This window comes from Aliivibrio sifiae (assembly GCF_002954715.1).
GTDB classification, from domain to species: Bacteria; Pseudomonadota; Gammaproteobacteria; order Enterobacterales; family Vibrionaceae; genus Aliivibrio; species Aliivibrio sifiae.
Window position 1 is genome coordinate 659,801 of sequence record NZ_MSCP01000002.1, and the last position, 12,719, is coordinate 672,519.

Here is a 12,719-nt window from a genome sequence, read left to right on the forward strand (position 1 = left end):
GTTAATATGATTAACTGATTTTACCTAGATAACTTAACCAAATTATTGCGGGTTAAGACCTAGTTGCTCTAACACTAGTTTAAAGTTAGTGCGACGTTCTTTAACGTTATGAACTTCACCAGTAGAACACACTAAATCTGGGCAACCACGGTTAACAATACCAGACACGTCATCAATAAAGTCAGTACCTTTCATACCACCATCAACATATTTTTTAAGTTCGTTGTGGTAGTTCCAGTTACCGTATTGGCCTGATTCATCTGGGTATGCTTGTACTGAAGTAACCCAGTAGAACAGACCTGCAATCCACTTGATTTCCTTGTTCTCTTCAGAGCTACAAATTAAGCCTGGGTTCGAACAGAAATCTAGATCAGCGTATAGCGGGTTCTCTGGTGGCGCTTCAACAACAACACCATCAATCGTTTTACCAATTGTCTCAGGGTCAACGTGTGAACGACCTAAGTAGTGGTTAAGCGTACCGAAGTTTTGACGACCAGTAGTTTGAATTACACCACGGCCCCACCAACCACAGCCTTCTACGTCTTCTTGGCTGCTGCCATCCCAGATAAACTTACCTGCTTTTTGGTCAACGTAAGTTTTACAATCGTCACGTTCCCATACTTGCTTAGAGCCATCTACAGATGTAGGTACATCATTACAGTGACCACTGTTTGTCCAGCGACCCACGTTACCGTTAACCAGTAAGCCACGCTCTTCAAGTACAGCATTTGGTGCTGCAAATACTGGCGCTGGAGCACCGTACCATTTAGCATGAGTTAGAGCACTTACTTCCATTTTATCATCACGAGGACAAGAATAAGCGTGATCTAAACCAGAGATAGGGTTAACACCGTAATCTGCGTATTTCTGATCAAGTTGACCACAGCTCGCTGACATTGGGTAATCTGTCGCTGCGCCGTATTTAATTTCAGCCCAGTTATTCTCATCACACGCATTGTAGCGAATTGTTTCTTGCATACTTTGTGCTAAGAACGCAGCAATCGCTACTTTCGCATATTTGATGTTGGTTGCATCATCAACGTTTTCATCTAGTAGCCAGAACTTGTTACCAGCAACACCCACGTTATGCATTGCATTCAGACCAGTCATGAAGTCAGTCCACTTATAAACCGTAGACGGAACCCATTGTGATTGAGGCGTTTCGTACAAGAATGCGGTGTTGTTCATTGTATCTTCAGCGTCAGCCAATTCACGGTTTAACGCATCAATGATAGTTAATTTACCATTTTCTGTTGATTCACCAACGTAATACAGTGGCATTTTAGCTTTTTTGTATTCTTCGATTTCAGCCGTTAAGTTTGCTGTATCTTTATCAAATACGATAGCAAATACGTTGCTGAATGCTGCTTTACGCACTTGTGGTTTGCTTGCATTATCACCCATGAAATAAGCAGAAGCTTGATCTGTAGGGATATTGTTTAGCATTACAGGTGTTTTAACAAAATCAGAAACTTGCTTAACGTACTCTAGAGCATTATGCCATTGGTCGCTAGTTAGAGCGGCCGTTGAGCTTGACTTAGTGAACGCAATGAAATCCGCTTTAGTTGCAACATCTGCTTTGAACAACTCTAGTTTGTCTAGTAGATCAGCGCTGTAGTTAGATGCTTCATCCCAAACAGATTGTCTGCCAGAGTGAGTATCAAACGCGAAATCACCAATGCTTAGAGACCAACCGTAGTTTGCTTCTGGTGCTAGTGTAGAGATGATTAGGTGGTGCGCATTAGCCCAGCCTTTCAAGTCATTGCTAAGCGCGTTGATGTCATCAATGTCAATCTTGTTGCCAGTGATGTCCATCGCTTTAGTTAGCGCTTCTTTAACCGCAATGCTGTTTGAAGATAATGCTTTATCTTGCGTTGCTTGATCAAGAACATCAGTGTTGATGATAATTGATGCAGAGCCAGCTTGTGCCGCTTTATTAATGATAGATACAAACGTACTTGTTAGCTTATCAAAATCAGCTAAATCAGCGCTGTTGCTAGCGTCAATAGTTAGCATTGCTGGTGCCGCAGACGATGGGCTAGCAACAACTAACGTGTTTGGCCAACCAGCAACTTCTAGACGAACTGGGTCCATTGGGTTTGGTAGAGAAAGAAGCGGTGCTGTACCTGGTTCTGTACCATCACAATTTAGGTGAAGTGCCCATGAATCATCGCTACCAGGAACTGATTTAGTCCAGTAGATCGCAGAGTATGCGATGTTCTTGTTAACCATAATGTCACCACCAGTTGCGTGATCACCACGGGTCCAGTCAGGGTAAACATTAAAGTCTTTACATAAGTCACCTGGAGTTACAGGTGGCTCAACTGGCGGCTCAACCACATCTTCTTCAACAGTAATTTTTACACTTGTTGTAGATGACAGATCTTGAGCATCAGTAGCGATAGCTTTCAGTGTTACGTTACCTGCTTGAGTAGGCTGAAAATTACACGCAAATGTGTTGGTATTAGCCGCATCAAATGAACAGATTTCTTTATTGTTTGCGGTAACAACCAGTGTCGTTAAATCGTTATCTGCATCTGTTGCATTAACAGAGATAGCAACGCTTTCAGTTACGTTGATTGCAGAGTCATTAGTTGGCGTAACAAATTTAACAACAGGTGCAACGAAATCTTCAGTTACTTCTGCTTCTACAACAACAGATACTGATTTTTGTTCGATTTTTTGGTTATTTTTATCGAATACAAATACGTTAACTACCGCATTACCTGCTTCAACTGGAGTCCAAGCGTGAGAGTACTGACTGTTGTTCTCGTTAACTGTTTTTTCAGCTAGCTTTGTGTTGTTTACCCAAAACTCAACTTTAGCAGTTTGGTTACCATCAACATGTGCATTGATAGTAATCGTTTCATTTGCCTGAACAACTTGACCAGCTGTTGGAGCAAGAATAGACAGTTCAGTTTCTTCTGGTTCAGGCTCAGGATTAACAGGCTCGTCAGAACATTCTGTTAGTGACCAGAACCATGAGCTTGCACTCGGAGCTTCCCAAACACCTGGATTGTTTTGAGCAATAAAACATTGATTTTCGTATGAAACAACGTCGCCATTTTCAACCTGAGTTTTACCTGGAATAAAAGGAATAATGTTACCCAAGTCTGGATCTGGATTCGGTCCCGGATTTGGACCTGGGTCAGGATTTGGTTCACCAGAACAAACTGCTGTATCCCAAAACCATGAGTCTGAAGTTGGAGACTCCCACACGCCTGGGTTATTTTTAGCAACAAAGCAGTCACCGTTGAAAGAAACCATATCGCCGTTTTGAACTTTTGTCTCACCTGGAACAAAAGTAACAATGTTAGACGTTAAATTTACATCAGCGGCGTATAGATACCCACTGAACATAACGCTAGTAATAGCGGCTGTTATTTTATTTATTTTTATCACTGCTTTTTCTTCTTTTTATTTATCTTAATCTAGATAAATTTATTAATTATTAAAAGTGTACGATGGATAGATTGTTTTATTATTTGTGTTAAATAAAGGTTAGTTTCTGAATCACAGTAAGTAGATGAAAACCTTCAATCGATCCATACAAAATTCACATATCACTATTAAATTGATAGCGAGGCTGAATTTTCGTGCATTTTAACCAGAAGAAATTTTAAGGATATCTTAAAATATCAAAAGTGTGATATTGCTTCTGTTTTTATTATTGGTTTTTTTTGCTGGGTATGTTATAGGGTCAAGTTTTTGGCTGTTTTCTTTGATTTTGGCGCTAATTTTTATAAAAACACTCTTGGATTTACTTTAAGTCAACCTGTTGTTTACCTCTACCTTAGGTTTTAGTGTAATTTTATTTTCCAAAAATGAACGGCAACATTGAATTTAATTAGATGGGGCTTGGCTTGCTTTTTATTTAATAGGTTATTTTCTTGCGGAATGTAAACTTATTGGTGTTTTCTATATTGGATTGTCATGGATTTATAAAAGACTGGATATACTTATATAATTAAATATTTTTTAACGAAACATAACTGTTGATAGTACCCTAATAGGGTAATATTTTCTGTATGTAACAGTTAATTTGGAAAACTTAAATTTTTCAAATAGTTAAACGTAGGTCACTTAATTGTTGTTTTTTTCAATCTATACTGATGAGAATTATAACAAAATAAGAGGTCGCCTTATGTCTACTTTACCTCTCACGCATAAGCAAGTTTATCGTTCAGCAAACCTAGATGAAAATACATGTAAATCAACTAAATATATTACTCCCATTGATGAAATTGTAGGGCAAGACAGAGCGCAGCAAGCGGTTGAGTTTGCGATGTCTATTCCTGATCGCGGTTATAATATTTATGCCGTTGGTCAAAATGGCCTTGGTAAGAGAACCATGGTTCTGCGTTATCTTAAACGCCATAACCCTGTAGGAAATGGGGTTTGTGATTGGTGTTATGTCACTAACTTTGATGATACTCGAGCTCCTAAGGTACTAAAGTTACCAGTAGGGACTGGGTTGAGCTTCAAAAAAGAAATTGAAAAAATTACCTTGAAATTGGTGAAGGCTATCCCATTAGCATTCGATAATGAGCTGTATTACACCAGAACCGGTACGCTTAAAAATCAGTTGGCAGATAAGCAAGAGTCGTTACTTGGGTCGCTAACGAAAGAAGCAAAAAGTAAAGGGATTAGCCTTGCAGTTACGACTCAAGGTGATTATCAATTTATAGCAATGAATGGCGAAGAGTTGCATAGCGAAGAAACATTTGATGCGTTAGATAGACAAGAACAGCGTCAACTTGAGTCAATTATTGATGAATTAGAAATTAAATTACGTAGCCTTGTTCGTCAATTGACGGAATGGGAAGATAAATACTCCGATAAAATTGAAAAGTTAAATGAGGAAATTGTTTCTCAAGTATTAACGGTTAATTTTGAAGTAATTAAAACCAAGTATAGTGATTCAAAAATCATTTCTCAGCACCTTAAAGATATGGAGAAAGACATCTTAGAAAACTTTGATGTGTTCCTTCAAGAGGGTAATGAAGACGCTGAACTGGCATATGCTTCTTTAGAGAAAAGATTGCCTCGTAGATATCAAATTAATCTACTTGTTAGTCAAAAAGATGAACAGTTCCCATTAATTGTAGAAGAAAGTCCAAGTTATCATAATCTATTTGGATACATAGAAAATGCGACATTTAAAGGAACCGTCTTTACGGATTATTCATTAATTCGAGCTGGTAGTCTTCATAAGGCCAATGGTGGAGTGTTACTTATGGATGCGGTTAAAGTACTTGAAAGACCGTATGTTTGGGATGGATTAAAGAGGGCATTACGATCTCAAAACCTAAACCTAAGTTCTCTTGAAAGGGAAGTGACACTATCAGGAACGGTCTCTTTAGAGCCAGAGCCTATTCCGCTAAATGTAAAAATAATCTTATTTGGTGATTATCAAACTTATCAATTACTTCAACATTATGACTCAGAATTTAGTGAGCTTTTTAAAGTTACTGCTGATTTTGAAGATGATATGCCAAGAACTGACGCTTCAGAGTTTCATTATGCGCAATTTATTTCGAGTATTGTGCATGACGGTAAAATGCTGCAATGTGATAAAAAAGCGATAGAACGAATTATAGAATACAGCTCTCGTCAGACAGGGGATCAAAATCGACTCTCTTTACATTCTGCAGACATTTCCAATTTATTAAAAGAAACTAATTACATAGCGAGAGCGGCCAAATCAAATATGATCCGCTTAAAGCATGTAGAGCAAGCATTAGCGAATAAAGAGCATCGAGTTAATCGAGTTCAAGATGGAGTAATGCAAAGCTTTGTTAATGGTACAACCTTGATGGAGACTGAAGGTGGGGTTGTTGGCCAAGTCAACGCGCTGTCAGTTTTATCTACATCAAATCACCAATTTGGAATGCCGAATAGAATTACCGCAACCACTTCTTTCGGTAAGGGGGAGGTATTTGATATTGAAAGAAAAGTAGAGCTTGGAGGAAGTATCCACTCAAAAGGTGTATTTATTCTTAGTGCTTACTTATCTTCGTTATTTGGTAGTGAGAAAAGAATTCCATTAAAGACATGTTTGGCATTTGAACAGTCTTACGGAGGGGTTGATGGAGACAGTGCATCAATGGCTGAGTTCTGTTCTATTATTTCCGCTTTTTCTGAAAAACCAATACGTCAAGATATTGCAATAACAGGGTCGATGAATCAATTTGGTCAAGCGCAGCCTATTGGTGGCGTAAATGAAAAAATTGAAGGCTTTTATCAAGTTTGTAAAATTAAAGGCTTAAAAGCACATCAAGGGGTGATAATTCCTCACTCTAATATTCAAAATCTAATGTTAAACAGTGAAGTGACTCAAGCAATAGAAAAAGGCTCATTTACGATTTGGCCCGTTAATCATGTTAGTGAAGCGATTGAGTTATTGATGGGCTCTCCTGTTGAGTCAGAAAGTAGTGATGGTATTTATACTATAATTCGGTCTAAATTCACTTCTTAAATAAAATTAGAGAAAGGCATAAGATTATTTTTATGCCTTTTTTTATATTGTTATAAGAGAATTGAATTAATAATTAAAACGGTGATATAATCATCAGCAGATAACAATAAAATAAAAAGCGTTTTATCCCAATCTATTTTATGCCTGTTATTTGTTTATTCCAATGTGTTCAGAGGCTCTACTATGTATCATCCCTTATCACCACGACTTGATTACAGTACATTTTTGATCGTACGTGGAAAAAAAACTTACATCGAAGAAAACTTACTATTACGAGTCAAATTGGTTGATATAGCAGGTACTGAATATTGGATACCTATTGGTATTAATTGGAATGATGGCCAATCGACTAAGCGACGTCGAATGGAATTTGCACAAGTACGTTTTGCTCGTAAAGGTCAACCTTATTATAGTAAAGCCTACTATGCTGATTTTGAGAATGAAGAGAGTGATGTCGATGCTCGTTCAGAAGCAATCATTGAAGCGGCGTGGTCTATTGCTGAATTGGTTGAGCAAGATGAATATGAAACCGCAGATGCAGCACGAAAAACAAAAACCTTTACTGCCAAATCAGCTTATCAAGGGTTACACCCAAATATTCAGCTAAAGTTATCAATGGTTAATGGTACGCCTTATGTAAATAGCCATTTTGAGCGCCATGAAAGTAAATCTTGTTACCGTTCGCATAACTTCTCTCGTAGTTTATTTAATGTTAACTTTGATGATCTTGGTGATTTCCTTGCTGAATTAAACGCTATTGGTGAGGTTTTAGATACCTATTTACAAACCAAAGATGCAGATATAAAAGCGTTTAAGCCAAGTAAAACATTAACTACAACACCGTTATCTAAATTTGAAATGCGAGAAATTTGCGATCAATTAATTCAGAAAGCAATGGATGGTTGCATGGCTGAGTTTAAAGAGACTTGGTTTGAATTTAGAAGAAAACCGAAGCAAATATTAATGATTGAAGCGGATGATAAGTCCAATTTTATTGTAAGAAAAGAATTTGTTAGAACGGGTTCTACGATTCATCTGAATAAATTTAAAGCATGTACGCACCCGACGCATGTACTACGTAAAGTCGCATTGATGAAAGCTAACTATAATTGGGCAAATTATAAGAATGAGCGTAAAGCTGAATCGGCAAAGGGTAAGTATTTCAAAGCTGCTCATCCATCATCGGGCGTTATTGGTGTCGTTGTTAAAGTGACAGAAGCTGAAACCATTTATAAAGGGATTGTTGGACAGACACCGCGAAGCAGCTATAAATTTAAAATATTTTCAACGAAAACAATGAGTGATAAAAACGCATTTATAGCAGCAAAGCAAGCCTATCTTGAAGCGATGGGGGAGGAAGCATGGTCTGACTATAAATTGGCAAAAGAGTTTTCAATTTATAAAGCGAAATAAATACTTCTCTTAATTTAGTCAATAATTAAGAGAAGTGAATCGTGGTTATTGTTTATCTGTGAAGATACTAAGATCTAGTTCTAATGATGGGCCTAACCACACAGCAGAGCTAGTATGATCAAGGTATTCATTTTCAGTTAAAGGATGAATCAGTACTGATAGTTGTTTTCTATTTTCTTCTAGCCACGCCATCACTGCATCGTAATCATGATGCTTAAAAGAAACTTGTCGACTCCAAACTGGATGAGGGCCGACGGGTTTTTGATTCACTTTTCCTAATTGGTATCCAAATTTCTCGTGTAACTGTTCTGTTAAACTAACAGCAAAGTCGATACTTGTTTGATCGAAATAAACGTGAACGTGGTAACCGTTGATGTCTGATTGATGCATATTATCTTCTTAAATAGGAAACATAAAAAAGGCCAAACCGAAGTTTAGCCTCATTATAGTTCATTTTAAATGAGAATGATTATTCCCAATCTAGAATAACTTTACCTGACATTCCAGAACGCATCATGTCGAAGCCTGCTTGGAAGTCGTCAATTTTGTAGTGGTGAGTGATAATTGGTGTTAGATCTAGGCCCGATTGGATCAGTGATGCCATCTTATACCAAGTTTCAAACATCTCACGACCGTAGATACCTTTAATGACCAAGCCTTTGAAGATCACTTGAGTCCAGTCTACAGTCATATCCGATGGTGGAATTCCTAGTAGGGATATTTTACCGCCATGGTTCATGTTAGTTAGCATGCTGTTGAATGCAGATGGAACACCTGACATTTCAAGACCTACGTCAAAACCTTCAGTCATGCCAAGATCTGACATTACATCTTCAAGTTTTTCGTTCATTACATTTACTGCACGTGTTACGCCCATCTTTTTAGCAAGATCTAGACGGTATTCGTTAACATCAGTAATAACAACGTGACGCGCACCAACGTGCTTTGCAACAGCAGCTGCCATGATGCCAATTGGACCAGCACCAGTGATCAGAACATCTTCACCTACTAAGTCAAATGATAGGGCAGTGTGAACCGCGTTACCAAATGGGTCAAAGATAGATGCTAGGTCATCAGAAATTCCAGCAGGGATCTTAAATGCATTGAATGCAGGAATAACTAAGAACTCAGAGAATGCACCAGTGCGGTTAACACCAACACCTGTTGTATTACGACAAAGGTGAGTACGGCCGCCACGACAGTTACGACAGTGACCACAAGTAATGTGACCTTCGCCAGAAACACGATCGCCAATCTCAAAGCCACGAACTTCTTGGCCAATACCAACAACTTCGCCCACGTATTCGTGACCTACAACCATAGGAACAGGAATGGTTTTTTGTGACCACTCATCCCAGTTATAGATATGTACATCAGTACCACAAATTGCGGTCTTTTTAATACGGATAAGAAGATCGTTATGACCCATTTCAGGTTTTTCAACCTCGGTCATCCAAATACCTTCTTCAGGTTTTAGTTTTGAAAGTGCTTTAATTTTCATTATTTGATGATCTCCATGTCTTTACCAACAGCGATAAAGGCATCAATTGCGCGATCTAGTTGCTCACGAGAATGAGCAGCAGACATTTGTGTACGAATACGAGCTTGGCCTTTAGGCACTACTGGGAAAGAGAAAGCAACAACATAGATGCCTTTTTCTAACGCACGCTCTGCGAATTCAGCGGCTAATTTAGCATCGCCTAACATAATTGGGATGATAGCGTGATCAGCTCCACCCATAGTGAAACCAGCTGCTTCCATACGAGTACGGAAATGAGCAGAGTTTTCCCATAAGCTTGTGCGTAAATCACCAGACTCAGCCAGCAAATCAAGAACACGAATAGACGCAGAAACGATTGCAGGAGCAACAGAGTTTGAGAATAGGTACGGACGAGAGCGTTGACGTAACCAATCGATTACTTCTTTTTTACCAGAAGTGTAGCCGCCTGATGCGCCACCCATTGCTTTGCCTAGCGTACCTGTGATGATATCAATACGGTCGATAACATTGTGATGTTCATGAGTACCTGCACCGTTGTCGCCCATAAAGCCAACAGCGTGAGAGTCATCAACCATAACTAGAGCGTTGTATTTATCAGCTAAATCACAGATAGCAGGAAGATTAGCAACTACGCCGTCCATTGAGAACACACCGTCAGTAACGATAAGAGTATGACGAGCGCCAGCTTCTTTTGCTGCAATTAGTTGTTCTTCTAATTCAGTCATGTTGTTGTTTGCATAACGGAAACGCATTGCCTTACAAAGACGAACACCATCAATGATTGATGCGTGGTTTAGGGCGTCAGAGATGATCGCATCTTCTTTACCTAAAATTGTTTCAAATAAACCAGCGTTTGCATCAAAACATGATGTGTAAAGAATAGTGTCTTCTTTACCTAAGAAAGTAGATAGTTTTTCTTCTAATACTTTATGTGAGTCTTGAGTACCGCAGATAAAACGTACAGAAGCCATGCCAAAGCCGTGCTCATCCATACCATCTTTAGCGGCTTGGATAAGTGCAGGGTGGTTAGCTAAACCTAAGTAGTTGTTAGCACAGAAGTTTAGAACTTCTTGGCCTGTAGAAATAGAAACAGACGCTTTTTGAGCTGAAGTAATGATGCGTTCAGATTTGTATAAACCTTCGCTCTTTACTTCTTCAATTTGATTTTGGATCTGAGTGTAGAATGCAGAAGACATTGTGTTCCCTTTTTTAGTTATAATTGTTGCACATAAAAAGTGTAATCAAAATCCGATAAATAGATTCTAATTCAAATCAATTACGACTATTATCCCTAAAAATGGAAAAGCATTAGTGAATCATGGTCACAAATAAACTTATTACTTTATTACCAGACTTAGCAACATATATCGTTGTTGTTAATGAAGGTAGTTTTACAGCAGCAGCTAAGAAATTGGGTGTTACACCTTCTGCATTGAGTAAATTGATTACTCGGTTAGAAAATGCACTTTCTGTTAAGTTGTTTGAACGTACAACACGCAGTCTTCTGATCACAGAATCAGGTAAAAAAATATACCAGCAATCTGTCATTATGGTCGAGGCAGCACAGCAGGCGATTGATATTTCGAGCTCAGAGCATATCGTGCCGTCTGGAAGCTTGACGGTTGCAGCTCCAAAAGCATTTTTAACAATAGTACTTCAACCGCTGATTACACCGTTTTTGATTAAGTATCCTAAAATCCAATTAAAGCTAAGAGCATCGGATGGTGATATCGATATGATAGCTCAAGGGATTGATGTGGTTTTTCGTTTAACCGATAAACCAACAGAAGGTTTGATCATGAAAGAGATAGGAAAGGTTAATCTCAGCTTATGCGCTAGTCCCTCTTATATAGAAGACAGAGGATTGCCAATCAACCCACATGATCTTACTCATCATGACTGTCTTTATTTAGGTGAAACGACAACAGATCATATTTGGGAATTTGTAAAAGCTGAAGAAAGCCATGTTATAGCCGTGACTGGTCGTTACGCTGTCAATCATTCGCAAATGAGATTAAATGGGGTTAAGGATGGTTTTGGTATTGGGATTTTCCCTGATTTTGTCATTAAAGAGGCGTTAGATAATAACGAGGTTGTTCCTGTTCTTTCTGATTGGCAGATAAAAGGGAATTATCATGGTGTTATCGCTATGCAATACGCTCAGAATAAATATATGCCTTCTCGTTTAAAAGTTTTTACTGAATTTGTAAAAGAGAATTTAATGAAAGAGCAGAGTAAATGATGAAGAAGTTAGAGTTACGATTATTGAGAGGCTTGCCGGGAAGTGGTAAATCGACCTTGGCACAAAGCTTGGACTTGATACATCTTGAAGCGGATCAGTTTTTTGTGAATGAAGAGGGAGCTTATTGTTTTGACGGTACTCTTTTAAGCTCTGCTCATCAATGGTGTCAGTTACAATGTGAATTTCACTTATATCATGGTAGAAGTGTTGTCGTCGCTAATACTTTTGTAAAACAGTGGGAAATGGATGCATACAGGAAAATTGCTCAAAAGTATGATGCTGTATTAGAGATAGATGTGTGCAAGGGAAAATTTAAAAGTACTCATAATGTCCCTGAAAATGTAATAAAAAGGATGAAAAAGGAGTGGGAGGCTTAAAATTAGTTCAAGTTTGAGCGTTTTACTCTCGTTTTGTTTGTTTTTTAACCGCTTGATTTTTTATGTTTAAAAATGGCTTGCAACTCATAATTAAATCTCTATACTTCGCTTCCGTTGTCACAGCAAACCTTTATTAGTAAGGGCTAGCAGTAATAGCAAGAAGTGAAACATTGACGCGAACCGAGTTTTCAAAAGTTGCTTGCAACTTACTTTTAGTAATTTAAATGACACTTCAAGCAAAACAAAGCGAAAGCCTAGTTTTGAGCTCTTTAATAATTAGACCTTAGCAATCTGTGTGGACACTTATGGATTGATAGTCAAAATAGCTTAACTTATTTATAAGTGAGCAACTATCAATGAACTGAGTGACTACACAAATATATTTATGTAAGAAATCAGTATTAATCATTGAGTCGATATCCTTTCTGCTGAAAGGTATCAAAAAACTTTAATTGAAGAGTTTGATCATGGCTCAGATTGAACGCTGGCGGCAGGCCTAACACATGCAAGTCGAGCGGTAACAGGAATTAGCTTGCTAATTCGCTGACGAGCGGCGGACGGGTGAGTAATGCCTGGGAATATGCCTTGATGTGGGGGATAACTATTGGAAACGATAGCTAATACCGCATAATGTCTTCGGACCAAAGAGGGGGATCTTCGGACCTCTCGCGTCAAGATTAGCCCAGGTGAGATTAGCTAGTTGGTGGG

The 12,719-nt window shown here is 38.4% G+C and carries 8 protein-coding genes; 4 read left to right on the forward strand and 4 right to left on the reverse strand.

Annotation, left to right across the window (positions count from 1 at the left end):
• Nucleotides 1-42: 42 nt before the first annotated feature.
• Complete coding sequence (locus tag BTO23_RS14160) at nt 43-3,402, reverse strand: Ig-like domain-containing protein (RefSeq protein WP_170066747.1); 3,360 nt, start codon at nt 3,400-3,402, stop codon at nt 43-45.
• Between the two features lie 742 nt (nt 3,403-4,144).
• Here BTO23_RS14160 and BTO23_RS14165 point away from each other — a divergent pair.
• Both BTO23_RS14165 and BTO23_RS14170 read left to right on the forward strand, forming a co-directional pair.
• Nucleotides 4,145-6,478 (forward strand): Lon protease family protein, encoded by a 2,334-nt coding sequence (locus BTO23_RS14165; protein WP_105063832.1) that lies wholly within the window; start codon nt 4,145-4,147, stop codon nt 6,476-6,478.
• Between the two features lie 183 nt (nt 6,479-6,661).
• A complete protein-coding gene (locus BTO23_RS14170; RefSeq protein ID WP_105063833.1) occupies nt 6,662-7,891 on the forward strand; it encodes a hypothetical protein in 1,230 nt (409 codons plus the stop codon).
• Nucleotides 7,892-7,936: 45 nt separating this feature from the next.
• Here the strand turns inward: BTO23_RS14170 and BTO23_RS14175 are convergent, their stop codons facing one another.
• From BTO23_RS14175 to BTO23_RS14185, 3 genes are all read right to left on the reverse strand, one after another.
• Nucleotides 7,937-8,281 carry a DOPA 4,5-dioxygenase family protein gene (locus tag BTO23_RS14175; RefSeq protein WP_105063834.1) on the reverse strand — a complete coding sequence of 115 codons (345 nt, stop codon included), beginning with the start codon at nt 8,279-8,281 and terminating at the stop codon, nt 7,937-7,939.
• Nucleotides 8,282-8,360: 79 nt separating this feature from the next.
• The gene (gene tdh, locus BTO23_RS14180) at nt 8,361-9,392 is read right to left on the reverse strand and encodes an L-threonine 3-dehydrogenase (protein WP_105063835.1); all 1,032 of its coding nucleotides are present in this window, start codon (nt 9,390-9,392) and stop codon (nt 8,361-8,363) included.
• Entirely contained in the window at nt 9,392-10,588 is a 1,197-nt protein-coding gene (locus BTO23_RS14185) for a glycine C-acetyltransferase (RefSeq protein ID WP_105063836.1), read from the reverse strand. The genes tdh and BTO23_RS14185 overlap by 1 nt, the downstream gene beginning before the upstream one ends.
• 122 nt (nt 10,589-10,710) lie before the next feature.
• On the opposite strand from BTO23_RS14185, the gene BTO23_RS14190 reads away from it, so the two are divergent.
• Nucleotides 10,711-11,634, forward strand: a complete 924-nt coding sequence (locus BTO23_RS14190) for a LysR family transcriptional regulator (RefSeq protein ID WP_061029476.1) — start codon at nt 10,711-10,713, stop codon at nt 11,632-11,634.
• Nucleotides 11,634-12,011 (forward strand): AAA family ATPase, encoded by a 378-nt coding sequence (locus BTO23_RS14195; protein ID WP_105064278.1) that lies wholly within the window; start codon nt 11,634-11,636, stop codon nt 12,009-12,011. The genes BTO23_RS14190 and BTO23_RS14195 overlap by 1 nt, the downstream gene beginning before the upstream one ends.
• The last annotated feature ends 708 nt before the right edge of the window (nt 12,012-12,719 follow it).